Origin of the sequence: Haloplanus sp. GCM10025708 (assembly GCF_042663985.1) — an archaeon.
Lineage (GTDB): Archaea > Halobacteriota > Halobacteria > Halobacteriales > Haloferacaceae > Salinirarus > Salinirarus marinus.
Genome location: NZ_JBHSZA010000011.1, coordinates 609,204 through 633,658, shown reverse-complemented (window position 1 = coordinate 633,658; position 24,455 = coordinate 609,204). Strand labels below are relative to the sequence as shown.

Annotated in this window: 22 protein-coding genes and 7 pseudogenes; 13 read left to right on the top strand and 16 right to left on the bottom strand. The window is 68.5% G+C overall.

Going from position 1 to position 24,455, the window contains the following annotated elements; translation table 11 throughout:
• Positions 1 to 102: 102 nt before the first annotated feature.
• Entirely contained in the window at positions 103 to 417 is a 315-nt protein-coding gene (locus ACFQJD_RS06520; RefSeq protein WP_379796991.1) for a hypothetical protein, read from the top strand.
• 10 nt (positions 418 to 427) lie between these two features.
• Here the strand turns inward: ACFQJD_RS06520 and ACFQJD_RS06515 are convergent.
• The 4 genes and pseudogenes from ACFQJD_RS06515 to ACFQJD_RS06500 form a co-directional block, all read right to left on the bottom strand.
• Positions 428 to 3,260, bottom strand: a pseudogene (locus tag ACFQJD_RS06515) (DEAD/DEAH box helicase).
• A gap of 48 nt (positions 3,261 to 3,308) precedes the next feature.
• Positions 3,309 to 4,061: a metallophosphoesterase gene (locus ACFQJD_RS06510; RefSeq protein ID WP_379796988.1), complete on the bottom strand. Its 753-nt coding sequence runs from the start codon at positions 4,059 to 4,061 to the stop codon at positions 3,309 to 3,311.
• Between the two features lie 2 nt (positions 4,062 to 4,063).
• Positions 4,064 to 5,620 (bottom strand): hypothetical protein, encoded by a 1,557-nt coding sequence (locus ACFQJD_RS06505; RefSeq protein ID WP_379796986.1) that lies wholly within the window; start codon positions 5,618 to 5,620, stop codon positions 4,064 to 4,066.
• 13 nt (positions 5,621 to 5,633) lie between these two features.
• A pseudogene (locus tag ACFQJD_RS06500) lies at positions 5,634 to 6,899 on the bottom strand (Single-stranded DNA binding protein); the annotation flags it as partial.
• An 87-nt stretch (positions 6,900 to 6,986) separates the two neighbouring features.
• Here ACFQJD_RS06500 and ACFQJD_RS06495 point away from each other — a divergent pair.
• The 3 genes from ACFQJD_RS06495 to ACFQJD_RS06485 all read left to right on the top strand — a co-directional run bounded on the left by ACFQJD_RS06495 (position 6,987) and on the right by ACFQJD_RS06485 (position 8,849).
• Entirely contained in the window at positions 6,987 to 7,652 is a 666-nt protein-coding gene (locus ACFQJD_RS06495; RefSeq protein WP_379800429.1) for a 2,5-diamino-6-(ribosylamino)-4(3H)-pyrimidinone 5'-phosphate reductase, read from the top strand.
• 86 nt (positions 7,653 to 7,738) lie between these two features.
• On the top strand, positions 7,739 to 8,077 hold the full coding sequence (gene trxA / locus ACFQJD_RS06490) for a thioredoxin (protein ID WP_379796984.1): 339 nt from the start codon (positions 7,739 to 7,741) through the stop codon (positions 8,075 to 8,077).
• Positions 8,078 to 8,123: 46 nt separating this feature from the next.
• Positions 8,124 to 8,849, top strand: coding sequence for a ribosome assembly factor SBDS (locus tag ACFQJD_RS06485; protein WP_379796982.1), 726 nt, complete (start codon positions 8,124 to 8,126; stop codon positions 8,847 to 8,849).
• On the opposite strand, the gene ACFQJD_RS06480 is transcribed toward ACFQJD_RS06485, so the two are convergent.
• Positions 8,846 to 9,211, bottom strand: coding sequence for an FUN14 domain-containing protein (locus ACFQJD_RS06480; protein ID WP_379796979.1), 366 nt, complete (start codon positions 9,209 to 9,211; stop codon positions 8,846 to 8,848). The genes ACFQJD_RS06485 and ACFQJD_RS06480 overlap by 4 nt on opposite strands.
• A gap of 230 nt (positions 9,212 to 9,441) precedes the next feature.
• Between ACFQJD_RS06480 and hflX the strand changes: the two are divergent.
• The 4 genes and pseudogenes from hflX to ACFQJD_RS06460 all read left to right on the top strand — a co-directional run bounded on the left by hflX (position 9,442) and on the right by ACFQJD_RS06460 (position 13,096).
• Positions 9,442 to 10,781 (top strand): annotated as a pseudogene (gene hflX / locus ACFQJD_RS06475) (GTPase HflX).
• Positions 10,782 to 10,833: 52 nt separating this feature from the next.
• Positions 10,834 to 11,851, top strand: a pseudogene (locus tag ACFQJD_RS06470) (thiamine pyrophosphate-dependent dehydrogenase E1 component subunit alpha); the annotation flags it as partial.
• Positions 11,817 to 12,845 (top strand): alpha-ketoacid dehydrogenase subunit beta, encoded by a 1,029-nt coding sequence (locus ACFQJD_RS06465; RefSeq protein WP_379796977.1) that lies wholly within the window; start codon positions 11,817 to 11,819, stop codon positions 12,843 to 12,845. The pseudogene ACFQJD_RS06470 and the gene ACFQJD_RS06465, both read left to right, overlap by 35 nt.
• Positions 12,842 to 13,096, top strand: a complete 255-nt coding sequence (locus ACFQJD_RS06460) for a lipoyl domain-containing protein (protein ID WP_379796975.1) — start codon at positions 12,842 to 12,844, stop codon at positions 13,094 to 13,096. The genes ACFQJD_RS06465 and ACFQJD_RS06460 overlap by 4 nt, the downstream gene beginning before the upstream one ends.
• Here the strand turns inward: ACFQJD_RS06460 and ACFQJD_RS06455 are convergent.
• Positions 13,093 to 13,563 carry a molybdopterin-dependent oxidoreductase gene (locus ACFQJD_RS06455; protein ID WP_379796973.1) on the bottom strand — a complete coding sequence of 157 codons (471 nt, stop codon included), beginning with the start codon at positions 13,561 to 13,563 and terminating at the stop codon, positions 13,093 to 13,095. The two genes, ACFQJD_RS06460 and ACFQJD_RS06455, sit on opposite strands and share 4 nt — an antisense overlap.
• Positions 13,564 to 13,654: 91 nt before the next feature.
• On the opposite strand from ACFQJD_RS06455, the gene ACFQJD_RS06450 reads away from it, so the two are divergent.
• On the top strand, positions 13,655 to 14,068 hold the full coding sequence (locus tag ACFQJD_RS06450; RefSeq protein ID WP_379796971.1) for a rhodanese-like domain-containing protein: 414 nt from the start codon (positions 13,655 to 13,657) through the stop codon (positions 14,066 to 14,068).
• Between the two features lie 31 nt (positions 14,069 to 14,099).
• Here the strand turns inward: ACFQJD_RS06450 and ACFQJD_RS06445 are convergent, their stop codons facing one another.
• Genes ACFQJD_RS06445 through ACFQJD_RS06435 form a run of 3 tightly spaced genes read right to left on the bottom strand, consistent with a single transcriptional unit; the run spans position 14,100 to position 15,345 of the window.
• Complete coding sequence (locus ACFQJD_RS06445; protein ID WP_379796969.1) at positions 14,100 to 14,744, bottom strand: MaoC/PaaZ C-terminal domain-containing protein; 645 nt, start codon at positions 14,742 to 14,744, stop codon at positions 14,100 to 14,102.
• Positions 14,745 to 14,752: 8 nt separating this feature from the next.
• Positions 14,753 to 14,965, bottom strand: coding sequence for a cyclic nucleotide-binding/CBS domain-containing protein (locus ACFQJD_RS06440; protein WP_379796967.1), 213 nt, complete (start codon positions 14,963 to 14,965; stop codon positions 14,753 to 14,755).
• Between the two features lie 44 nt (positions 14,966 to 15,009).
• Positions 15,010 to 15,345: a hypothetical protein gene (locus ACFQJD_RS06435; protein ID WP_379796965.1), complete on the bottom strand. Its 336-nt coding sequence runs from the start codon at positions 15,343 to 15,345 to the stop codon at positions 15,010 to 15,012.
• 216 nt (positions 15,346 to 15,561) lie between these two features.
• On the opposite strand from ACFQJD_RS06435, the pseudogene ACFQJD_RS06430 reads away from it, so the two are divergent.
• A pseudogene (locus ACFQJD_RS06430) lies at positions 15,562 to 16,997 on the top strand (APC family permease).
• Positions 16,998 to 17,002: 5 nt separating this feature from the next.
• Positions 17,003 to 17,734: a universal stress protein gene (locus tag ACFQJD_RS06425; RefSeq protein WP_379796963.1), complete on the top strand. Its 732-nt coding sequence runs from the start codon at positions 17,003 to 17,005 to the stop codon at positions 17,732 to 17,734.
• Positions 17,735 to 17,757: 23 nt separating this feature from the next.
• Here the strand turns inward: ACFQJD_RS06425 and ACFQJD_RS06420 are convergent, their stop codons facing one another.
• The 4 genes and pseudogenes from ACFQJD_RS06420 to ACFQJD_RS06405 form a co-directional block, all read right to left on the bottom strand.
• Entirely contained in the window at positions 17,758 to 17,964 is a 207-nt protein-coding gene (locus ACFQJD_RS06420; protein WP_379800427.1) for an ATP-binding protein, read from the bottom strand.
• Positions 17,965 to 18,440: 476 nt separating this feature from the next.
• Positions 18,441 to 18,776 (bottom strand): annotated as a pseudogene (locus ACFQJD_RS06415) (PAS domain-containing protein); the annotation flags it as partial.
• Entirely contained in the window at positions 18,674 to 19,528 is an 855-nt protein-coding gene (locus ACFQJD_RS06410; RefSeq protein ID WP_379796961.1) for a response regulator, read from the bottom strand. The gene ACFQJD_RS06410 and the pseudogene ACFQJD_RS06415, both read right to left, overlap by 103 nt.
• Before the next feature lie 84 nt (positions 19,529 to 19,612).
• The gene (locus ACFQJD_RS06405; RefSeq protein ID WP_379796959.1) at positions 19,613 to 20,929 is read right to left on the bottom strand and encodes a phosphoribosylamine--glycine ligase; all 1,317 of its coding nucleotides are present in this window, start codon (positions 20,927 to 20,929) and stop codon (positions 19,613 to 19,615) included.
• A 181-nt stretch (positions 20,930 to 21,110) separates the two neighbouring features.
• On the opposite strand from ACFQJD_RS06405, the gene lysW reads away from it, so the two are divergent.
• A complete protein-coding gene (gene lysW / locus ACFQJD_RS06400; RefSeq protein ID WP_379796957.1) occupies positions 21,111 to 21,275 on the top strand; it encodes a lysine biosynthesis protein LysW in 165 nt (54 codons plus the stop codon).
• Positions 21,276 to 21,364: 89 nt separating this feature from the next.
• Positions 21,365 to 22,678 carry a hypothetical protein gene (locus tag ACFQJD_RS06395; RefSeq protein WP_379796956.1) on the top strand — a complete coding sequence of 438 codons (1,314 nt, stop codon included), beginning with the start codon at positions 21,365 to 21,367 and terminating at the stop codon, positions 22,676 to 22,678.
• Here the strand turns inward: ACFQJD_RS06395 and ACFQJD_RS06390 are convergent.
• The 3 genes and pseudogenes from ACFQJD_RS06390 to ACFQJD_RS06380 all read right to left on the bottom strand — a co-directional run bounded on the left by ACFQJD_RS06390 (position 22,670) and on the right by ACFQJD_RS06380 (position 24,391).
• Positions 22,670 to 22,924, bottom strand: a complete 255-nt coding sequence (locus ACFQJD_RS06390) for a hypothetical protein (RefSeq protein ID WP_379800425.1) — start codon at positions 22,922 to 22,924, stop codon at positions 22,670 to 22,672. The two genes, ACFQJD_RS06395 and ACFQJD_RS06390, sit on opposite strands and share 9 nt — an antisense overlap.
• A gap of 69 nt (positions 22,925 to 22,993) precedes the next feature.
• A pseudogene (locus tag ACFQJD_RS06385) lies at positions 22,994 to 24,101 on the bottom strand (TIGR04053 family radical SAM/SPASM domain-containing protein).
• Positions 24,098 to 24,391 carry a CGCGG family rSAM-modified RiPP protein gene (locus ACFQJD_RS06380; RefSeq protein WP_379796954.1) on the bottom strand — a complete coding sequence of 98 codons (294 nt, stop codon included), beginning with the start codon at positions 24,389 to 24,391 and terminating at the stop codon, positions 24,098 to 24,100. Before ACFQJD_RS06380 ends, ACFQJD_RS06385 begins: the two are co-directional and overlap by 4 nt.
• Positions 24,392 to 24,455 lie beyond the last annotated feature (64 nt).

The window sequence follows — 24,455 nt, the reverse complement described above, 5'->3', positions numbered from 1 at the left end:
GCGACGACGGACACGTCGAGGACGGTATGCACGGCGAGGACGGCGTGCACATCGGAGGCGGCGTACTCCTCGGAAAACGCCGGAATCCCCCGCGAGCGGCGAGTGGTTCGTCCCCGGCGGGCGGGTCAGGAAAACGAGCGACTCGACGAAGCGGTTCACCGCGTCGCGCGGGCGGAACTCGGCGTCGACGTCGCCGTCGAACGCCGACTCGGCGCGTACGAACACCTCTACGACACGTCCGAACTCGACGGCGTCGACAGCAAACACTACCTCGCGAACGGGTTCGTCGTCCGCCCGGAGTCCGAGTCGTTCGCTCCCGACGACCAGCACGCCGAGTTCCGGCGGTTCTCGCCGCCGTTCCCCGACCTCCACCCGTACGTCGAGGCGTACCTCGCCGACGCCGGTCTCGCCGAGTAGCGGCCGGAACTCAGTCCCAGAACGACTGCGTTCGGGCGTACTGGCGCTCCTGCGCGAGGATGTCGCGGTAGAAGTCGTCCTCGTCCTCGCGGAGTTTTCCGATGATGCGGGCGGCGTTGTGTGGTCCGACGCCGCGGGCCGCCATCGCGACGACGGCCTGTTTGCCGTGGCTCTGGACGAGATTCGCCGACCGGTAGGCCCGCTTCGTCAGTCGCTCCTGTTCCTCGTCTTTGTCGTTCGATCGGACGGCCTGCACCGTCTCCTCGTCCCACGGGTTGAGCGCCGCGATCCGCGTCGATTCGCAGTGGGGACATTCGGGGCGGTCGGGGACGCGCTTGACCTTCGTGCGTCGCTCCCACTCCGCGCAGTGCAGACAGAGGAGGATGACCCGGTCGTTCCGGATGCGCTCTCTGATCGTCTCGATGACGCTGGCGTCGGCGTTCTCGGGGACGAGCAACTCTCGGCCGCTGGATCGGCCGCCCGTCCCGACGGGCGTCAGTTCGCCGACGGTCGCGACGTCGAGGTCGCCGTCCTGAACCCGACGGAGTACGTCCGCCGCCTCGTCGACTGCGAGGTCCGTGTGGAACACCTCCCTGACCGCCTCGTCGTAGACGGGCGTCCCCTCCAGCGCCGCGAGGAGGCGGTCCGCGCCGAACCGCCCCTCCCCCTGGTAGCGTTTGAGCGCGCCGAACTTCGCCGCCACCTGTGCGAGCGTGAACTTCAGCGTGTCCGAATTCTTCAAAGCGAGTTCGAGCAACGCCCCGACGTGGTCGGGGTCAGTCGACTCCAGCACGTCGACTACCTGCGACGGCCCCACTTTCGACGGCATCTCGAACTCGATTCGGTAGGGGTCGACCTCCATTCCGACCGAGGAGCCGGTGCGCTGGCCGACGAGGGCCGAAACGAGGCGTCCGAGCGTCTCGTTCACCCGGTGGCCGAAGGCTGCGTTCATCACCACCGTCCGGGCGCGGCCCTCGACCACGAGTCGATCGTCCGTCGGCATCGGAACGCCCGCCTCGACCTGTTTTTCGAGGGGTCGAGCGCCTCCGAGACGGTGTCCTCGTCGGCGGGATACCGCGAACGGAACTCGCGGGCGACGCCCGAGCGGTCCCCCCGGCCGCGAACTGGTCGGCGGCGACGCCGCGCATCTCGCCGACTTCACCCGCGACGGCCGCCGGCACCGGAATCTCCTGGCCGACCCACGACGGCACCTCGCCGCCGGGGTCCTCGATCGGTGCGACGTTCACCCGCGTCTCGTCCTCGTCGACGTCGTTGATGCGCCACAGCTCCCCCGCTGGATGAACACCTCGCCCGGTTCGGCGAAGTTGAGGACGAACCGCTCGTCCAAGGTGCCGACCTGCGTCCGCGAGGACATGTCGTACACCTCGTAGGTCTCCTCGTCGGGGATCATCGAGAGGTTGGCGTAGAAGTACCGCCACGTCCCCCGGATTTCTCCAGCAGGTCCTTCTCCTCGTCGAGCCACAGCAAGCGGTTCTTCGACAGTTCGCGTACCACTTCGCGGAATCGCTCCTCGGAGAGGTCGCGGAACGGGTAGGCGCGGGTGACGAGTTCGTAGGTCCGACGGGCGCTCACGTCGCCGTGGTCCATGACGATGCCGACGATCTGGTTGGCGACGACGTCGAGACTCCCGTGGTGGATGCGCGCGGGCTCGACGTCGCCGGCGGCGGCGCGGCGGGCGATGGCCATCGCTTCGAGGGTGTCGTCGGCGTGGCCCGTGACGATCGTCCCGTGGGACACTTCGTCCCGGCGGTGGCCCGCACGGCCGACTCGCTGGAGGAGGCGAGCGACTTCGCGCGGGCTACCGTACTGGACGACGTGGTCGACCCGTCCCACGTCGATGCCGAGTTCCATCGACGACGTACAGATGAGGCCGTCGATCTCGCCGGTCTTGAATCGCTCCTCGACGTCGACGCGGGCCTCTTTCGAGAGCGACCCGTGGTGGACGCCGACGGGTTCGCCGAGCGCCTTGAAGCGCGACCCAAGGGCCTCCGCCGTCTGCCGGGTGTTGACGAAGACGAGCGTCGACTCGTTGTCGCGGACGACGTCGCGTATCGCCCGGACGTGGCTGGCGATTTCGGCCTCCGTCGCCAGCTCGCCGGCCAGTCGCTCGTCTTCGTCCGTCACGTCGGGGTCGCGAACCGCGAACGACACGTCGCTGCCGGCGTCGACCTCGACGAGCGCGCAGTTGCGCCCGCCGGTGAGGAAGTCCCCGACGTCGCGGGGCGATCCCACCGTCGCCGAGAGGCCGATGCGCTGGAAGGGATCCGAAAGGTCGCGCAGGCGTTCGAGCCCGACCGTCAACTGCGCGCCGCGCTTCGAGGAGGCGAGTTCGTGTACCTCGTCGATCACGACGTGTTCGACGTCCGAGAGGGCTCTCCGGAGTTTCTTGCCCGTCAACATCGCCTGTAACGTCTCGGGCGTCGTCACCAGCACGTCCGGCGGATCGTCGGCCTGTTTCCCCCGTCGGTACTGCGTGGTGTCGCCGTGGCGGACGTCGACTTCGACGTCGAGATAGTCGCCCCACCACTCCAGTCGCTCGCGCATGTCGCGGTTCAGCGCCCGGAGCGGGGTCACGTAGAGCGCCGAGATGCCGAAGGTCGGTTCCCTGCGGGCGATCGCGTCGAACACGGGGAGCATCGCCGTCTCCGTTTTGCCCGTCCCCGTCGGGGCGATGACGAGGAGTTCTCGCCCGCCGCGAGCGGCGGGATCGCTCTGCGCTGTGGCTCCGTCGGCGTCGTGAATCCGCGCTCCGAGAGGGCATCACGGACCGCCTCGCCGAGATGCGTGAACGCGTCCATGCCGGCGACCGCTCGGTCTGCCATCGGCCGGCCCAGCGGGGCGACGGGATTAAGGTCTCCGTTCGACGCGACTCAGACCTCGCGGTAGGGCCCGAGGCGCGTCCCGTCGAGGAGATACGCCTCCGCCGAGTCGACAGCGTCGGGGAGGAACGGCGCGAGAAACGACTGTCCGTCGACGTTGATCCACGTCCCGCCCGACCTGTCGTTGAACGCCGGGAAGACGACCAGTTCGGGGTCGTTCCACACGGCGTCGTCCCCGCGCTCTTCGAACGGGCCGCGGCGGAGTCGACCGCGAAGCCACGCTCGTTCGACGCGACTACCGCCGACGCTGTCCCGTAGGCGGACGGCCGGATGTTCGTGCCCCAGACAGACCGTCTTCGCGCCGAGGACGGTCGGGTCGGGCCACGTGTGGCCGTGCAGCAACCCGACGTCGCCGAGGCGGACGCCCTCCGGCGGAGCGACGTCGATGCGGTCGCCGTAGGCGTCGTCGAGGCCGGCGTCGTGGTTGCCGGGGACGAGCGTCATCGGCACGCGGTCGGTCACGGCGTCCACGAGTGCCGTCAGTTCCTTGCGTTCCACGGTTCCGGGGTCGCCGATGCGGTGAGCGAGGTCGCCGAGGACGATCACCCGATCGGGGTCAGTGCGGTCACAGAGGGCGAGGAGGCGCGCCCGGCGTTCGTCGGCCCGGCTCTCCAGTTCGACGCCGCGCTCGTACCGCAGACCCGCCTCGATACCGGCGTGGTAGTCGGCGACCACGAGGGCGCGTTCGCCACCGATCCGTGCCGTCGCCGCGGGTTCGTTCGGAACCGGTTCGACCAGCGACACCGTCAGATCGCCTTGAGGCTGTCCTCTGTCGGTTCGTAACACTTCCCGCTCATCAGCGCGTTCTCGATGGCGTCCTCGGCGGCGTCGACGCCGACGCCGTGCTCGTCGACGACGGCCGCGACGACCGCGCTCCGGTCCGCGCCGTCGCCGTCGTCCAGTTCGTCCATCGCCTCGACGACGACGGCTTCGAGATCGAGGTCGTCGACCGACGCGTCAGTCGACGCGTCGGCGTCCGTCCCCGTCGACGCGTCGCCGTCCGCCGTCGTCTCGCCCGCCAGCGGTTCGTCGACGTCGGTGGCGTCGGTCGCCTCGGCGTCGACCGATTCAGTCGCCTCGGCGTCGACCGATTCGGACAGTTCGTCCGCGTCGGGGATGTCGATGCCGGCCTCGCCGGGGTCACCCACGTCGGCGGCGCTCTCGAAGCCGACGTCGTGGTTCGCCTCGACTTCGCGGCGTTCCTCCTCGCTGAGTTCGTACATCCCCTCCTCGACGTCCGACTGGTCGTCACCGGTGGGCTCGTCCGCCGCCTCCGACGCGGTCCCGTCCGGCGTTTCGTCCGCCATTCCCTCGGTGACCGACCCGCTCGTGTCGAAGTCGCCGAGTTCGTCGGTAGCCCCGTCGTCGGAGTCGGTCTCGGCGTCGGCCTCACCAGCGCTGGCCGTCGCCGACTCCGTCGACGGTGACTCGGCCGCCGTCGTCGTCGGTTCGGAGTCGGTCGTCGGTGCGGAGTCGGTCGTCGGTGCGGCGATCGATTCTTCGCTCGGTTCGTCCGACGCCGTCGATTCACTCGCCGTCTCCGTCGACGCGGCCGCCGGCGTCGTCGACTGCTCCGCGGCGAGCGCGTCGGGGACCGGGCCGACGCTCGTCGAGTCGCCTTCGCCCGGGGCGCGGTCCAGCGGGCGGACGCTCTCGCGTTCGTCGGCGACGACCTCCAGCGCGTCGACGGCGAGGCGGCGCAGGTCGTCGAGATACGCGCGGGTCGTCCCGTAGTGTTCGACGGCGAGCGGAATCCCGCTGGCCAGGGATTCGCCGTACCCTCGTTCGCGGAGCGCGGACTGCAACTCCGCGCCCGTCGCGTCGAGGTCGAGTGCGGCGTCGAACGCGCTCACCCGCTCGAGCGTCGCCTCGGCCGCCGAGACGACCCAGCGGTCGCGGGTCGACGCGTCCACCGTGCTGGCGCTCTCGGGACGGACCGAGGTGAAGATGCGATCGCCGTCGTCGGGTTCGAAGGTCCGGGCCTTCCCTGTCAGGGCGACGAACGACGGTCGTTCCGCCCGGTCGAAGAACGCCATCTCGTCGGGCTGGTACTGGCCGGCGTAGGTGACGAACGCGCCCGTCGGGTCGACGACGCGCGCCCGGAGGAGTTCCTCGTTGACGTCGTCGACTTCCGTGAGGACGCCGACGGCGAACAGCCGATTCACCCGCGCGCCGCTGGGTGTGACGACGTATTTCGGCGCTCGTTCCTCGTCGCTCTCGGAGTAGGAGACGGTGGCGTCGTCGAACTCCGCGGCGAACAGGCGGTGTGCGACTTCGCGCCCGGGGACGTCGCGCTCGCTCATTCTGCCACCCCCTCTCGGGCAGCGAATCGAGCAGCCGCTTCGCCCGGTCGGCCGGGTCGTCGTCGGTTTCGGCGAAGGCGTCGGCGTCCAGGTTCGCGCCGTACTCGTCGACCGAGAGCGTCCCGCGGACGCGGAACTCGCGGCCGACGAGGCGGTCACTGATCTCGTCGGAGACGACGTCCTTGTCCATCGCTTCGCGGGCCGCTTCCCTGGCTTTCTCGACGCCGCCGCCGTACACTTCGGCGGTGAGGTCGGAGCCGAGGACGGCCGTCAGCGTCCCGTGGCCGTCGTCGAGGATGGCTTTCACGCGCAGGTCGTCCTCGCCCTGAACGTCCCCGTGGACGCGACACTGGTCGTTCTGGACGACGCGCCCGCATTCGGGACAGCGCTCGATGAGCCCCGACCCGTCGCGCACCTCGATGACGTTGCCGACGACCTCCACGTCGAACAGCCCGCCCGTCGAGACGGCCTCGTCGATGCGCATCCGCGTCGCGGATTCGACGGCTTCCACCTCGCGGTCGAGGGTCGCGACGGTCGTGAACTCGGTGAGGTTCACCTGCGGGACGCCGCGGAACTCGCGGACGTAGACGTCTTCGAGTCGGAGGATCGCACCCTCCGTGAGTTCCTCGCGTCGCTGCCAGTCGGTAAAGGGCAGACGCGCCGTCTCGTCGGCGAGGACGCCCGACCGGATATCCGTCTCGCCGTCACGTCCGTCGATGGTTCGATCTTCGACGTCCAGCACCTGAACCTCGACGTTGTGCCCCCTGTCGCCGGGTCGCAGGTCGACGAGGTCGGCGTCGCCGCCGACTTCGTACGGCACCTCCACGGGGTCGCTCGCCATCGCGACCGTCGTGTTCGCGCCGAGGTTGAGTTCGGGTTCGCCGTCCCACTCGCGGACGTTGGCGTTGCCGATGGTCACGGTGTCGCCGGGTTCGAAGCCGAACTCCTGCCACGCGGTGTAGGAGATTTTTCCGGTTTCGTCGGCGAGTTGGCCCTCGCGGATGACCTGGTCGTCACCTTGATAGCGAATCGACCGGGTCCCTTTCGTCAGGACGCGGACGGTGACGGTTACCGCGCCGCTATCGGGGGTCACGTCGGCGACGTCCATCGCCGTCGGCGTCGAACTCGTCGCCTCGCCGCCGTGTTTCCGGCGGACGCTCTGTTTGGCTTCGTCTATCGGGACGCTGTACTGGAGCAGGTTCTCCAGGTCGGATTTGACCTCCTCTTTGTCGACACCGAGGTCGGAGGCGAGTTCCTCGGCATGGTCGTCGAGTTGCATCGCCGCGAGGTACGTCCCGACGTTATAAAAACCGTCGTACCTGCCAGCACCGAAAGCGGTTTTCCTCCCCGCCGCGACGCCTCGCGCATGGAGGTCGTCGTCAACGCCGCGACGAGCGTCGACGGGAAACTCTCGACGCGCGACCGGATGCAAGTCGAAATCAGCGGCCCGGAGGACTTCGACCGCGTCGACCGCCTGCGCGCCGCCGCCGACGGCGTCATGGTCGGCGTCGGCACCGTCCTCGCCGACGACCCGCACCTCACCGTCGACGAGGAGCCTCGCCGCGTGAGTCGCTTGCGGAACGGCCGCCCGGCGAACCCGGCGCGCGTCGTCGCCGACTCCCGCGCCCGCACACCGCCCGACGCCCGAGTCCTCGACGCCGCCGCCACGACGTACGTCCTCGTGAGCGACGCCGCCCCCGAGGAACGGACGGCGGCCCTCGACGACGCCGGGGCCGAAATCGTCGCTGCCGGCGACGCCCGCGTCGACCTGCCGAAGGCCCTCTCGGAACTCGACTCCCGCGGTGTCGACCGACTGATGGTCGAGGGCGGCGGCGAACTCATCTTCTCGCTGTTCGCGGCCGAACTGGTGGACGAACTCTCGGTGTTCGTGGGGTCGGTCGTCGTCGGCGGTCGCGACGCGCCGACGCTGGCCGACGGCGAGGGGTTCACCGACCCCGACGAGTTCCCGCGGCCGACGCTCGCGTCGGTCGAGCGTCTCGACGACGGCGTTCTGCTCTCGTACTCGGTCTGACGCGTTCGCGCCCGGCGTCGCCCCGGTCGTGCGCGGCGTCGACACACTACTCAACCGTTAAGGGTCCCCGGCCGTTATCCCCGTCCATGAGCACGCCCACTGCGGAGCTTGACGAGCCGATTCACGTCGAGAGCGAGGCCCACTTCGAGGAACTCGTCGCGGAGCATCCGGTCGTCCTCGTGGACTTCTACGCCGACTGGTGCGGTCCGTGCAAGATGCTCGAACCCACCGTCGAGGAGGTCGCAGCCGAAACCGACGCCGTCGTGGTGAAAGTCGACATCGACGAACTGCAGGAGTTCGCCCGCGACAGGGGCGTCCGGAGCGTCCCGACCCTCCAGTTCTACGCGAACGGCGAACCCGACGAACGCCTGGTCGGCGTCCAGGACAAGGCCGACCTCGTCGAAATCGTCGAGCGCCTCGCCTAACCGCCGTCGGCGAGAACTTTTAACGCCAGGGGTGGTAGGCCGTCGTATGATTTCACTCGACGAGGCCGTGACGGCCCGACTCGAATCACACGGCACCCGTTTCGAGGTTCTCATCGACCCCGACGCCGCCCTCTCGATCAAACGTGGCGAGTTCGAGGGGGACCTGGAGGACGTCATCGCCGCCGAGGACGTCTTCGAGGACGCCTCGCGCGGTGACCGGCCGGCCGAAAACGACCTCGAAGAGGTGTTCGGGACGACCGATCCGATGGAGATCATCCCGGAGGTCGTCAAGCGCGGCGAGATCCAGATCACGGCCGAACAGCGCCGCGAGATGCAAGAACAGAAGCGCAAGCAACTCATCAACCGCATCGCTCGCAACGCGGTCAACCCTCAGATGGACGACGCTCCCCACCCGCCGGAGCGCATCGAGCGCGCCCTCGAGGAAGCGGGCTTTCGCGTCGACCCGATGGAACCGGTCGAGACACAGGTCGACGACGCCCTCGACGCCCTCCGCCCCGTCATCCCCATCCGGTTCGCGGAGGTGACCGTCGCCGTCCAGGTCCCGGCCGACCACGCCGGTAGCGCGCAGGCCCGAATCCGGAAGTTCGGCGACCTGGAGCGCGAGGAGTGGCAAAACGACGGGTCGTGGGTCGGCGTCCTCACCTTCCCCGCCGGGATGCAAAACGAGTTCTACGACCTCGTGAACGAACTCACGAGCGGCGAGGCCGAGACGCGAATCATCAAGGACTCGGACGACCTGAACGTCCGCTAACCCTTCCGGAACCCGAGGAAGAAGCCGCCGGCGAATCCGGTCGAGATCGAGAGCGTCGAGAGGACGGTCATCGCCCAGTCAGGCGGCGCGCCACCCGCCGCGCTCTGTCCCGACTCGACGAACCCCGCGGTGAGTCGGCCCCAGTCCACCGTGAGGATGCCGCGCGATTCGAGGAATTTGAACAGCGCGAGTTCGAGACCGACCAGCAGGGCGATTATCTTGGCCACCTTCTTGGCCGCGAAGCCGATGACGCCGCCGATCACCGCCCCGCTGCCGAACTCCAGGCCGAGCTGCTGGAGGTCTATCTGCAGGAGACCGAGTTGTAACTGCGCCCACGCCATGCTCAGTGCCGTCACGTCCATACCGTATCTCCGCCGCAGTGCGTTAAGTCGTTTGTGGCGAGACGGAGTGCTCACGAAGGTTCAAGACCCAGGGCGAACAACGGTGGCGCATGTGTGACGCCGCGACAACCGAGGTGACGGACCCCCGCCCCTGAAAGCCCGTCCCGAGCGGAGTTTAAGTACGTCGAGCGACTAGTTCGAGTCGAGACAGTGCAGGAGAGCTACATATCTACGGGTCGCGAGGTGAACGCATGAAGGCGGTCGTCGCGAAGCGCGTCGACTCCGGGAGCCCGGACCTGAACGAGATCACGGACCTCGCCCGCGCCGCGGGCTACGAGGTGGTCGCCACGCTCGGCCAGACTCGGACGGAAGACGCCGCCTACGGCTTCGGCGAGGAAAAGTCGACGAACTGGCCGCGCTGGTGGCCGAGACGGACGCGGACGCCCTCGTCGTCGACAACCGACTCGGGCCGTACCAGACCTTCAACATCGGCGGGAAGCTCCCCGCCGACGCCGAAGTCGTCGACCGGTTCACGCTCATCCTCGACATCTTCGGCCAGCGAGCCCAGACGCGGAAGGCCCAGCTACAGGTCGAACTCGCGGAACTCCGGTACGAACTGCCGCGCGCGGAGGCCAAGGCGAGCCTCGCGAAACGCGACGAACGCCCCGGATTCATGGGTCTCGGCGAGTACGACGAGAGCCGCGAGCGCGACATCAAGACACAGATTTCGGACATCAAGCGGGAGCTCGACTCCATCGCCGAGAAGGAGGAAACCCGCCGCGAGAAGCGGCGCGAGTCCGGCTTCGACCTCGTGGCCCTGGCGGGCTACACGAACGCGGGGAAGTCGACGCTGATGCGCCGTCTCGCGACCGAACTCGACGTCGACGAGAACGCGGACCTCCACCCGGACCTCGATCCGACGGCGGAGTCGGAAGACCGTCTGTTCACCACGCTCGGCACGACGACCCGCCGCGCCGACGTCGGTACCCGGGACGTCCTCGTGACGGACACGGTCGGGTTCATCTCCGATCTCCCCCACTGGCTGGTCGAGTCGTTCCAGTCGACGCTCGACTCGGTCTACTACGCCGACCTGGTCCTGCTCGTCGTCGACGCGAGCGAGTCCGTCGAGGAGATGCGCGAGAAGCTCGTCACGTGTCACGACACGCTCTACGAGCGGAACGAAGCGCCGATCGTGACGGTGCTGAACAAGGTCGACCGGGTCGACGACGACGAACTCGCCGACAAGCGCGAGGCCCTTCAGGCCCTCGCGCCGAACCCCGTCGTCGTCTCCGGGCTCACCGGCGAGAACGTGGACGACCTGCGGGAGCGAATCGAACGGGAACTCCCCGACTGGCGCGAAGAGCGCCTCGTACTCCCGATGACGGACGAGACGATGAGCCTCGTCTCGTGGGTCCACGACCACGCCCACGTCGAGAACGAATCCTACGAGACCGACCACGTCGTCGTCGAGTTCGAGGCCCGACCCGCCATCGTCGACGAGGCCCGCGCGAAAGCCGGGGAGCTGACCCCGCCGAACCGCGGTAGCTTCGCACCCCGATCCAGTTACTATACCAACACTTATTGCCGATAGCGACGCCGTTCTGCGGAGAGTTACCATGCCAAGCGTTACCGAACTGCGCGAGATATACGAGGAGATGGTGACGGCCCGTCGCTACGAAAAACGCCTGCAAGAGGAGTATCTCGAGGAAAGCAACCGGCGTTCGACATCTCGGCGGGGCCGATTCCCGGCGAACTCCACCTCGCGGCGGGCCACGAAGCGTCCGCGGCGGGCGTCTGCCAGCACCTCCGCGACGCCGACACCGTCACCGCACCGCATCGACCGCACCACATCGCCATCTCGAAGGGGTGGACCTGAACCGGATGACGGCCGAGATCTTCGGTCGCCGGACCGGCCTCTCCAAGGGGAAAGGCGGACACATGCACCTGTTCGACCCCGACGTCAACTTCGCGTGTAGCGGCATCATCGCCCAGGGATGCCCGCCGGCCGTCGGCGCGGCGATGGCCGCGAAAAAGCGCAACACCGACGAGGTAGCCGTCGCCTTCCTCGGCGAGGGAGCCATCGACCAGGGCGGATTCTTCGAGTCGCTCAACCTCGCGAGCGTCCGGAACCTCCCCGTCGTGTTCGTCGTCGAGGACAACGACTGGGCCATCAGCATGCCGAAAGAGCGCGTGACGGACGTGTCGAACGGCGCACAGCGCGCCGAAGGTCACGACATGCACGGCGTCCGCGTCGACCGCGACGACGCCGTCGCGGTCTACGAGGCGGCCGCGGAGGCCGTCGGGCGCGCCCGCGACGGCAACGGCCCGACGATACTCGAAGTCCAGGTCCACCGCCGGATGGGGCATTTCATGGGCGACGCCGAGGGCTACCGCCCCGACGAGGACGTCGAGGCGGCGGAGATGCGCGACTCCGTCGAGCGCCTCGCCGCGGACCTGCGCAAACACGGCGTCGACGACGACGAACTGACGGCGATCCGTGACCGGGCCAGCGCCCGCGTCGAGGAAGCCATCGAGTTCGCCAAGGAACAACCCGAACCCGACCCCGAAGAGGCCTACGAGGACGTGTTCACGAATCCGCCGGCGGGCGCTACGGGGGTGAGGACTGATGTCCGAGACGCCGGGCGAACCCGTGGCGACCGAGCGCGAACTGACGATGAGTCGAGCGATGGTCGAGGCCATCAGCAGCGAGATGGCGGCCGACGAGGAGGTGTTCGTCATGGGCGAGGACGTCGCCGACTACGGCGGCATCTTCGACAGCACGCAGGGGCTCTTAGAGGAGTTCGGCCGCGACCGCGTGATGGACGTCCCCATCAGCGAGACGGGGTTCATCGGTGCCGGCGTCGGAGCGGCCCAGGCCGGAATGCGCCCGATCGTCGAACTGATGTTCGCGGACTTCTTCGGCGTCGCGATGGATCAGATCTACAACAACATGGCCAAAAACACCTACATGTCCGGCAGGTCGGTCTCCGTCCCCATGGTGTTGACGACGGCCGTGGGCGGCACCTACAACGACGCCGCACAGCACTCACAGACGCTCTACGGGACGTTCGCCCACCTCCCCGGGATGAAGGTCGTCGTCCCGTCGAACGCCTACGACGCCAAGGGGCTGATGCACAACGCCATCCGCGACGACGACCCGGTCGTCTTCATGTTCCACAAGCGCCTGATGGGACTGGGCTGGATGCCCGCACCGGAGGGGCCAAAGACGCCCGTCCCGGAGGACGACTACACCATTCCGTTCGGCGAGGCCGACGTGAAACGCGAGGGGACGGACGCGACGGTGGTCACCCTGGGCCTCCACGTCCACCGCGCGATGGAGGCTGCCGACGAACTGGTCGACGAGGGGATCGACACCGAGGTGATCGACCTGCGGACGCTCGTCCCCCTCGACGCCGAGACTGTCCTCGAGTCGGTCCGCAAGACGGGCCGTCTCGTCGTCGTCGACGAGGATTATCGCTCCTACGGCGTCACGGGTGAGATCGTCGCCCGCGCCGCCGAGGACGCCCTCGCCGACCTCGAAGCGGTCGAACGGGTGGCCATGCCCGACGTCCCCATCCCATACGCCCGCCCGCTCGAAGAGGAGGTCAATCCGGGCGTCGAAGACATCGCCGCCGCGGTCCGGGCGACCCGATGACCGGTGCCCGCGTCGCGGTGGATTCGGCCGCCGTCTGGCCCGAGGACACCGACGAGGACGAGGGCGTCGTCTCGAACTGGTTCGTCCGCGAGGGCGCACGAATCGAGGAGGGCGACGTCGTCTGCGAGATACAGGTCGAGAAGGTGAGCGTCGACGTCCCCGCGCCCGCGACGGGCGAACTCGACGAGATCGCCCACGGCGAGGGCGACGAGTTCCGCCGCGGCGACGCGCTGGCGTGGGTGACGACTTAGCGCGAGAGCGCCAGTTTCCGCGCGGTGTCCGCCGCGGGGTCCACCTCGTCCTCGAGGGCGATGCGCGTGACCCACTTGACGCTCTCCCAGCAGTCGCCGTCGGCGTCGCGGGGGACGAGGCGGGCCGGCCCGCCGCGGTCGGTCGGTATCGGGTCGCCGTCGAGTTCGAGAGCGAGGAGCGCGCCGCCGAGTCTGTCCAGCGGGAAGCGACACGCGTAGGACGGGTCGGCGGCGTGAACGACGCCGTGCGTCGCCGTGTCCGAGGGCCCGGCGCGGGCGAGGAGAGCGCCGACCGGAACGCCCCGCCACGTCCGCCCCTCGGCGTCGTCGTTGTGGACACAGGAGAACGCCTCGTCCGTCGTTTCGGTCGCCATCGACCGCAGATAGCCCCGGTCGAGCGAGAGCGGCCGGTCGACCGTGCCGCCGACGTCCAGCGCCCACTCGTCGGGGATCGGTGTGTCGGCCATCGCCGGTCGTCTGGGCGGGGGACGGATACGTCTTCTCCCGAACGAGTGCGGGATGCCAACACATATTTTCCGTCGGCACACGAGTAGGGGTATGACTCAACTGACGGCGTCCGCGTGGGGGATGGTCGAGGAAGCCGAGGCGGACGTGCCTTCGGTCACCGTCGAGGAACTGCGCGAGGAACTGGAAGCCGGTACGTGTACCGCAGTCGACATCCGCGACGTCCGCGAACTGTGGCGCGAGGGGACGATTCCGGGGGCGAAACACGTCCCGCGCGGGATGCTGGAGTTCTGGTCGGACCCCGACACCGAGTATTACCGGGATTTCATGGTCCCCGATCGGCGATACGTCCTGTTCTGTAACGAGGCCGGTCGGTCCGCGCTGGCCGCCAAGCGCCTCTCCGAGATGGGCTACGAGGACGTCGTCCACCTCGAGGGTGGATTCACGGCGTGGGAGGAGAGCGGCGGCGACGTCGAAGACGTCTCGCAGCGCGACTACGAGAGTTAGTCGGGGACCGGCTACTCCGGTCGGGGGATCGCTACGTCCACGCCGGTCTCCTCGGGCGACGATGGGTCGACGAGAACCGTCGCCTCCCCTCGACGACGACGCCGTCGCCGTCGGAGACGGTGGTTTCGAGGCGATAGCGGTTCTTCCCGAGGCGCTCGATGACCTCGCAGCGTGCGGTCACGGTGTCCCCGACGTCGACCGGTGCGACGAACTGGACCGACTGCGAGAGGTAGACGACCAGCCCCGGGAGGCGCGCCAGCGCCGCGCTCACGACGCCCAGCGCGAGGACGCCGTGGACGATGCGGCGGCCGAAGCGCGTCTCGCGGGCGTAGTCGGCGTCGAGATGGAGCGGGTTGGTGTCGCCGCTGGCCCGCGCGAACCGCTCGACGTCGCCCACCGAGAGCGTCTTGCTGAACGTCGCCACGTCGCCGACGTCGAGGCCGGCCTCCGACTCGTCGCTGTAGGTGAACTCCCAGTCCTCGACGTCCGAGTCGGGCGCTCCGACCTGACGCAGGAGGACCTGTGGGAGGTAGTACGAGAGCAGTCGGACGGAGACGAGGCCCGCGAGGTCGTCGCCGTCGAGGACGGGCAGTTGATCGACGCCGTGATCGCGCATCCGCCGGGCCGCGTCCTCGATGGGCTCCGACGCCGACGCGGTGACGAGGTCCGTGGACATGAACTCGCTCACCGTCGTTTCGAGCGGGCGGTCGTCGGCGAGGAGGAGACGAGGTCCGAATCGGCGACGATGCCGACCGGTCGGCCGTCCTCGCCTGCGACCACCAGCGATCCGACGTCCTCCTCGCGGAAGCGCCGCGCCGCCTCGCGTGCCGTCTCGTCCGGGGAGACGGTGACGACGTCCGTCGCCATCACGTCGCTCACGGGAACCGGGACAATCATACGGGGCAGTTCGGCCGGATCCGGCTTAACGTCCCCGACGGTGCTCACGCACCGGGCCGGCGCTCGCTCGCGACGCCGACTGCGGCACCGCTCTCGTCGGTGACGACGTGGACGGTCGTCCGCTCGCGCAGCATCCGGTCGCCCAACGACGCGAGAGACGTGGTCGCCGGAACGGACGCCGCCTCACGGGTGGCGATGCCGCCGACGGTGATCCCCTCCGGCAGTTCGTCGACGAGGACGGCCCGGGATTCGGTCGTCGCCGCCCCGTAGACGAAGAAAGCGAGCGGGACGAGGATGATCTGGAAGTTGAGGACGCCGACGACGGCGAACAGGAACGCGAAACCGACGCCCGTCGTCCCTGCGATGAGTGCGGCGTACAACTCGATCTGCTGGACGCTTCCGATGAGCCGCGCGAGGATCGAGAAAGATCAACAGCGAGGTGTTGATCCGAACGGGAACGCTCCAGATTTCACCGACCGTGAAGCTCCGCGTTAATCTACCGCCGCCCACGGAGAACTTAATTCCACTCCGGTGTCGACGGGGCTAACTGCGTAGGTGGCGATATTTTATTCCTATCCGGAAACTGATACACGTCCATGGGAACGGCACACGAGACGGGGACGGCCCCGGAAAACGCGAATCGGGTGGGGGAGGCCCCCGAGTCGGAGCTGCCGGCGACGCCGGGCGACGGCGAGGTGTCGGTCACCGAGGAGGGGACGGAACTCGAACGGACCATCGGTCTCGGCGGCGGCATCGCCGTCGGCGTCGGGACGATGATCGGTGCCGGCATCTTCGTCTTTCCCGGACTGGCGGCGGGTCGGGCCGGGCCGGCGGCGGCAGGGTCGTTCGCCATCGGTGCCGTCATCGCCCTGTTGGTGGCGCTGCCGGCCTCCGAACTGGCGACGGCGATGCCGAAATCGGGCGGCGGCTACTACTTCATCTCCCGGGCCCTCGGCGCGCTCCCGGGGGCCGTCGTCGGCATCAGCATCTGGCTGGGACTCGTCTTCGCCACCGCCTTCTACCTCGTCGGCTTCGGTAACTACGCCGCGGCCGTCCTCGACGAGGCCGGCGTCGCGATCGGCGGCGTCCCCGTCGTCGTCCCGCTCGCGCTCCTCTTTGGCGCGTTTCTCACGCTACTCAACGTGATGGGGACCGAAAACGCGGCGAAACTCCAGAGCTACGTCGTCGGCCTCCTATTGACGATCCTCGTCCTCTTTCTGGGCTACGGCGGCCTCGACGCCGTCGGCGTCTTCGGAACGGCGAGTACGCCCGAGCGATTCATGCCGTTCGGCCCGATGCCGATGTTCACGACGGCGGCACTCGTGTTCACCTCGTATCTCGGCTTCGCACAGGTGGCGACCATCGCGGGCGACATCCAACGACCGGGTCGGAACCTCCCGCTGGCGATGATCGGCTCCGTCCTCGTCGTCGGCGTGTTGTACGTCGCGACGATCTTCGTCTCCACGAGCGCGTTCGGAAGCGCTCGCCTCGCCGGGTTCGGAGAGACCGCCATCGTCGAAGTCGCGCGGGCCTTCGTCGGTCGGTTCGGTGCCGTCGCCATCCTTCTCGCCGGCCTCCTCGCGACGGTCTCCAGCGCCAACGCTTCCATCCTCTCGACGTCGCGGGCCGTCTTTGCGGTGAGCCGCGACGCCCTCCTGCCGAAGTTCGCGAGCCGGATGAATCTGCGCTACGGCACGCCCCACGTCGCCCTGTCGATGGCCGGCGGGCCGGTGTTGGTGCTGGTCGCGCTCGGCGAAGTCGAGGTGCTCGCGGAAGTCGCCTCCTTTCTCCACCTCGTCATGTACGGCCTGATGTGCGTCGCCCTCGTCGCGATGCGCCGCGACGAACCCGAGTGGTACGATCCGAACTTTCGCGTCCCGGTCTACCCCCTCGTCGCCGGCCTCGGGGGCTCTCCAGTTTCGGCCTCATCGCCTTCATGCAGCCCGCCTCGCAGATAATCGGCCTCGCCATCATGGCCGCGTCCGCCGGTTGGTACAAGTATTACGCGTCCAACGTCGCCCTCAAGGGGTGATCTGAATGGCCGACCCGTCCATCCGCGAACCGCCGCTGGTGCTCGTGCCCGTCGCGGTACTCGAAGGGCAGACGATTCCGGAACCGCTCGTCGAGTTCCTCGCCCCGTCCGACGTCGTCGTCCTCGGCTACCACGTCATCCCGGAACAGACGCCGGCCGAACAGGCGAGCCTGCAGTTCGAGGACCGTGCACAGGATGCCGTCGAGGACATCGCTCGGGTGTTCCGCGAGGGCGAGCACGACGTCGAGACTCGGGTGGCGTTCACCCACGACCGGGACCGCACCGTCGAACGCGTCGCCAGCGACGTCGGCGCGACGGCCGTCGCGTTGCCGAACCCCACGGGCGAAATCCGTGACGTGCTCGTCCCGCTCCGTGGGTTCGTCGACGTGGACCGACTCGCCGACCTGGTGGCGACGCTCCTTGCCGCCACGGACGGCCGGGTGACCGTGTGGGGACTCGCCGCCGGCGGGTCCGACTTCGACACGCGACGCGCCGTCGACGACGCCGTCGCCACGCTCACGGAACGCGGCCTTCCGGCCGACCGGATCACCGGCGAGACGAGCGTCGTCGAGAGCCCCGTCCGAGCCATCGTCGAACGCTCCGGAGAGTTCGACGCCGTCGTGATGGGTGAAGGCGGGGAGTCACTCTTCGCCGCGCTGTTCGGCGACGAGGCCGAACGCGTCGCCGAGGGCTCCGTCGCGCCCGTCCTCGTGGTCCGGAAGCGACTCGGCGAGTAAGGTCGGGTCGCGCCAGCGGCCGGTCACTCCGGCCGGAGTTCGAACCGGACGCCGTCCAGGATCTCCGCGTCGTCGACGTGGACCGACCAGTCGTGCGCGAGGACGATCTGTCGGACGCTCGCCAGTCCCATCCCGACGCCCGCATCCCCGTCTTTCGTCGAGAATCCGGGCGTGAACGCGCGGTCGCGGTCGGCCGGGTCGATGCCCGGTCCGTCGTCTTCGTAGTATATCCCGTCGCCCAGGGCCCGATTCGAACGGAAACGTCGTCGCCACCGTGTTCGACCGAGTTACCGACGAGGTTCTCCAGCAACCGCTGGAGCGCGTCGGGGTCGGCCTCGATACTGGCGTCGCCGACAACGGTGAACGACGCCGAGTCGGGCGGGTCGATCGCGATCCAGACGTCTTCGATTACGTCGCCGACGTCGACGCGTTCCGTCTCCGAGACGATCTCCCCAGTCCGGAGCGTGTCCACGAGTTCGGTTCGGAGGTCGTCGACGCGATCCATCGCTTCGGCGGCTTTCTCGACGTGTTCCAACTCCCCTGTCTCCAGAGCCAGTTCCAGCCGCCCACGGACTGCCGAGATGGGACTCTGCAGGTCGTGGGAGACGAGACTGGCGAACTCATCGAAGCGTTCGTTCCGCCGTTTCAGCTCGCGCTCGCGTCGTTTGCGCTCGGTGACGTCGTTCGCGGAGACCACAATCGCAGTCACCGTCCCGTCGTCGGTGACGGGTCTGAAACTCCCTTCGACAACCGTCGATATCTCTTCGTCCGTCCCGTGGACCGCCTCGTACTCGACGTACTCCCCGGACGCCGCCTCGGAGATCCACCGTTCGACGTCGCGTTGCTGGTCGTCGGACCACCACGGCGTCGTCGGGAACGGCTCCCCGATCACCTCGCTTCTCGTCGCGTCGACGTACTCGATCGCCGTCTCGTTCACGTCTAGCGTGGTGCCCTCGGCGTCCAACAGCCCGACGAGGAGGTTCGGATCGTTGAAGATCGCCTCGAAGCGCCGCTCGCGTCGCCTGGACTCCGTGACGTCCATGACGAACCCCTCAGCGTCCCGGCATCGCCCGACGCGTCGACGCCGCGGCCGCGCTCCCACACCCGCTTGACGTCGCCGTCGGCGGTCCGGATCCGATAGGTACACTGGAAGGCGTCCCCGTCCGAGAGCGCGTCCAGGACCTCCGCCCGGACCGCCTCCCGGTCGGCCGGATGAATCACGTCCGCGCCCCAGCTCACGTCGCCGTCTTCGAGTGCCGACGACGCGTAGCCGGTGAGCCGTTCGCACTCGCCTTCGACGTCCTCCATCGGCCAGCCCGGTTCGGTGCGACACCGATACACCATCCCCGGGAGGTTGCTGACGAGGGTTTCGAGCCGTCGCTTCTGGCGTTCGACGGCCCGCTGCGAGCGGCGGCGCTCGACCGCGTTCTCGATCCGGTTCGCCAGCAACGCGTAGTGGTCGGTGCCGCTCCCTTTCTGGAGGTAGTCAGTGACCCCCGCGGAGATGGCCCTGCTCGCGACCTCCTCGGATCCTCGCCCCGTGAACAGGATGAACGGCAACTCGGCGTCGTCCTCGCGAACCGCTTCCAGGAACTCGACGCCGTCCATCTCCGGCAGGTCGTGATCGGAGACGATACAGTCGACGTCGCGGCTCCCGAGCGCGTCGAGCCCCGCCCTCGCACTGGGTTCGGTCACGACCTCGATGCGGTCGTTCTCGCGTTCCAGATAGGCCGCAGTCAGCTCGGCGAATCCAGGCTCGTCGTCGACGTGGAGCACCTGAATCGAGCCGGGCATGGTCGACGCTTTCGGCTCGCAGACGTAAGAGCAGTTCCCTCCCGGAGACCCGCCGACCGGGTCACCCGGCCACGTCCGCACGGACTACGTTCCCGGCCCGAGATACCCCCACGCCAGAAGCCGGTCGCCGTCGCCGTCGATCCACCGCTCGCCGATGTCGTCGCGGTAGTACATATTCGGCATCACGATGTCGTCGATGCGGTCGTACGCCTGCTCGCGCGCCGCGTGCATCGTCGCTCCTTTGCCCGTCACGACAATCGGCATGCCGTTGTTACCGGCCGCCCGCCACTGGCCATCAATTTTCTTCGTGTCTTCGAGGTGAATCCCTTCTCGGCTTTCCGTCTCGAACACCACAGCCGCGTTTCGAGAGTTCTCATCGTACGTCTTCTCGTCGTCGAACGGGAACGGTGGTAGGACGACCCGAACGCCGATCTGGTAGCCGTTGTGAACTTCTAACTCGGGATCGTTCCCGTGGGCGAGGTCGTAGAAGAACTCGCCGGTCGACGACTCGAACGACTCTTCCTGCAACGCGATCGTCGGATATCCGAACCGCGGCGTGAACTCCAATGGATAGATACCGGTCTCGTTCACGATGCAGTTGATGTCGATGCTCCCGACGTAGCCCTCCTCGGCGAGCCAGTCTTCGAGTTTCCCGAAGGTCTCTTTGAACAGTTTGTTCTGGCTGGCCCAGAACATCGACGTTCCCATCTCGCCGGTCTGAGGGCCGATGTTTCCCGGGAACAGTTTCTTGTGCTCGAAATTGAAATTGACCTGGTCGATGAACTCGTTGCCGTTGAAGAACCCGCAGATGGCGATCTCCACACCTTCGACTTTCCGCTGCAGTTGGAACCCCTTCATCCGGTGTCCCCACGCCTTCTTGTAGGCGCGGAGCACGTCGACGACGTCGCTGCCGTCGTCCTCGTTCCCGACGTAGAGCAGTCGTTTAACGTTCTGGACTTCCCCAAGTGGCTTGATGACGTACGGGGCTGGGTTCTCCTGGACGTGCTGGATACCGGCATCGAAGTCGTGGAAGATGTGGTGCTCGACGGTGTTCACGCCGTGGTCTTCGAGAATCTCCATCGCATATCCCCGGTCCTCTTCGAGGTGATCGGTGTTCGGCGTCCCGCCGACAACGGCGTTCCCGTCCTCGCGGAGTTCCTCAGCGAGCGCGCCAGTCCCGATGTCGGAGCCGACCCAGATGTCGTCGAAAATGATGACATCCGCCCACTCGACTTCCGCGCGCCAGTCGTCCATCTTGGGCACGAACCCGTCGCCGATTTCCCGGTCGCTCTCCGCTTCGATGTAATACTTGACGTCGTGACCCTCGCGGTGAACCTGCCACGCGAGGTCGGTGATCAGTGCGGCGTCGGCCGAGACGAAGAGGAAGTGAGCGGACTCCATGGTCGTAGTTCGGGCGAGAGTGACTTGAGTTTGGCTGGCGGTGCCAGGCCGGGGAGTAGCCCCCAGCGGTCGTGCTCGACGTCCGGGTCGAAGGCGGCGCGACGTTCGCGGCGCTCCCCGCGGAGCGCGAATCGGAATCTGGTGATTTTAAACTCCCCAACCGCGTGAACTCGAACGAACCATGACCGAATGCGTCGAGTGTGGGGCGGAAGTGTCCCTCCCTGATTCGCTGGAAGTCGGAGAGATCGTCGACTGCCCGACCTGCGGTGCCGAACTCGAAGTCATCGACGTCGAACCGCCGGTTCTCGAATCGGCTCCGGAACTCGAAGAGGACTGGGGCGAGTAGTCGCCGCGTTCGCCGCCGACCGAGCAGCCGCGCCGCCGGCGAACACGTTCGCCCACAGGCGCAGGGTCGTTCGGCCCCTCCGTCCGCCTATGAGCGCGTTCCTTGGCGACGTCGACGCGGAGAAGCAACCGCCGATGACGATCCCCCTCCGTCATTTCGTCGTGGGCGTCGGACTGGCGGTTCTCGGCGGCGGCGTGGCGTTCCTCCCGGAATCCTCTGCGCTCGCACACGTCCACCTCCTCCTGGCCGGATGGATCTGTGTCACGATCATGGGCGCGATGACGCAGTTCGTCCCCGTCTGGTCGGGGACGACGCTCCACTCGCGCCGACTCGCCACCGCCCAACTCGCGCTCGTCACTGGCGGACTGCTCGGGTTCGTCGCGAGCGTGCAGGCGGGGGCGCTTCGGTGGACGCTCCCGTTCGGCCTCCTGATGGCCGCCGGATTCTGGGCGTTCGTCTACAACGTCGCACGGACGCTCCCGCGCGGCGGCCTCGACGCGACCGAGCGGCATTTCGCGATCGCACTCGGCTTCTTCCTGGTCGTCCCCGCGCTGGGCGTCCTCCTCGCCGCCGACCTCGCGACGCCGCTTCTCCCTCGGTGGGGGCTGGCACGTCCCGCCGTCCGCGCGGCACACGTCACGCTGGCCGTCTTCGGTGCCGTCCTGACGACGGTGCTCGGCGCGCTCTACCAGCTCGGGGGCATGTTCACCCAGTCGGAACGGGGACGCGTCGACGACGCACTCTGCCGCGTCGAGACGGCGACGTATCCTACCGGCGTCGCCGTCCTCGCGGGCGGGCGACTGATCGGCCACGCGGCCGTGGCCCGCGTCGGGGCGGCGGCGCTCCTCGTCGGCCTCGCCGCGTTCCTCGCCTTCTTCGCGCGACGGCTCGTCGGTGCGCGCGTCGATCCCTCGCCCGTCCTCCGGCGATACGCCGTCGCCGCCGTCGCGTTCGCCCTCTGGACGGTCGCGACGGCTCCCGCGTGGCTCTCGGCTCCGCTCGCTCCGTCGTCGCTGTTCGGCGCTCCCGGAACGGCGCACCTGCTCCTGTTCGGCGGCGTCGGCTTCGTCGTCCTCGGGACGCTCTATCACGTCGTCCCCTTCATCGTCTGGGTCCACCGCTACAGCGACCAACTCGGCTTCGAGCGGGTGCCGCTCGTGGACGACCTCTACGACGACCGCCTCGCTCGCGCCGACCTCGTCGCCTGCGTCGTCGGCGTCGGCGGCCTCGTCGGAGGCGACCTGGTCGGCCTGCCGACGACGCTCCCCGGCGGCGTCGCCGTCGTCGGCTTCGCCCTGTTCGGCGCGAACGTCGTCTCGGTCCTCGAAAATCACGGCCCGCACTCGCTCTCCGAACTCGTCCTGGGAGCGACCTTCCGCCGTCTGGTCGGCGGACTACGGTGAGGACGGCGGCCCGTCTCGACCCTCGGGGTCGAACATCCGCCGCATCGCCCGTCGCGTCTCGTCGTCCGCCGCCCGCCGGAGCGTCCGTGCCGGGACCGACGCGATCGACGAGACGACGGCGTCTGCCATCGCGGCCACCGTCTCCCGCTGGCCGTCGGTCAGTTCGCCCGCGGCTTCCAGTTCGGACAGCGCCCGGTCGAGTTCGCGTCGTTTCACGGCCTCGGTCCGCGCGCGGACGCGGGCCAGCGCCTCGCGGTCCGCGGCGTCCTCGCTTCCCGCGAACGTCCCCCGCCCGGCGGGCGCACGAGCGCGCGCTCAGGCATCGGCTTCCCACCGCCCGCCGGTCGGCATCGGTCCGTCGTACCCCGCCGGGACGTACGGACACAGCGGGTCGCTCGCCAGCGGATCGCCCGTGTACGCGAACGCGCGGGATCGACTCCCGCCACAGACACGTCGGAACGGACAGGCCCCGCATTTCCCCTTCAGACCGTCGGGATCGCGAAGAAACCGGAACAGCCCCGCGTCGCGATAGCAGTCCACCAGTCCCTCCTCGCGGACGTTGCCGGCGGACGCCGGGAGAAAGCCCGACGGGAACACCTCGCCGGTGTGGCTGACGAACGCGAATCCGTCGCCGGCGGTGACGCCCGTCCGGCGGCCGACGCCGTCGGATTCCGGGCCGTCCGGCGGCGTCGCCCCGCCGTCGCGTCGGCGCTGCATCGCGACCCGCCGGTAGTGGGGGCTTCGGTCGTCTTGACGCCGAACGGCGCTGATTCGCTCGTTTCTGCCAGCCACTCCATCACCCGCTCGGCCGCCTCGGGCGAGACGGGATCGAGCACCGTCCCGCGACCGACGGGAACGAGGAAGAACACCGACCAGAGGACGGCATCCAACTCCGCCACGAGGTCCGCGAGTGCGGGGAGTTCGTCGACCGTTTCCGCACAGACCGTCGTGTTGATCTGCAACGGGACGCCGGCGTCGCGGGCGGCCTCCGCGGCGGCGACGGTGTCGGCGAAACTGCCGTCCTCGCCGCGGAACTCGTCGTGGGCGGCGGCGCTGGCTCCGTCGACGCTGAGCGCCATCCGGCGGAGGCCAGCGTCGGCGAGGCGGTCCACGACGGCCGGCGTCAGCGACGACGTGCCACTCGGCGTCAGCGTCACGTTCAGCCCCCGATCGACGCCGTAGTCGACGAGTTCGAACAGGTCCGGGCGCGAGAGGGGTCGCCGCCCGAGAGGACGACCAGTTGTCCCTCGCCGAACTCGCGGGCCTCGTCGAGCAGCGCCTTCCCCTCCGCCGTCGTCAGTTCGTCGGGGTGGCGGTTCGGCCGGGCGTCCGCGCGGCAGTGTTTGCACGCCAGGTCGCAGGCCCGTGTCACTTCCCAGACGAGGACGAACGGCCTGCGGTCGGTGTCGACGGCGCGGTTCACGGTTCGACGTCCACCCGGGTGACGTGGCCGCCACAGCCACACTGGTCGACGTACTCCCACGACGCGTCGTCGCCGACCGCGTCTTCGAGCGCGGGGTAGAGATACGACTCGGGATGGCCGTGGTCGCCGTGGGTGACGAGGTTGACGTGGACGCCCGGCACCGTCGCCGCGACGGCGTCGAGCGCCTCCTCGACGACGAGAGCCCGATCCGCGGCGTGACGCGGCGTCTCCAGATTCGCCGACCACGAGGTGTCGTGTCGTTCGGCCGCTGCCGTGTCTCGTTCGCTCATGGCTCTGCGTTCGGTTCCCGTGGAGGAAAGCGAACTCCCGAACGTGTTCGACGGAGCGTCCGGT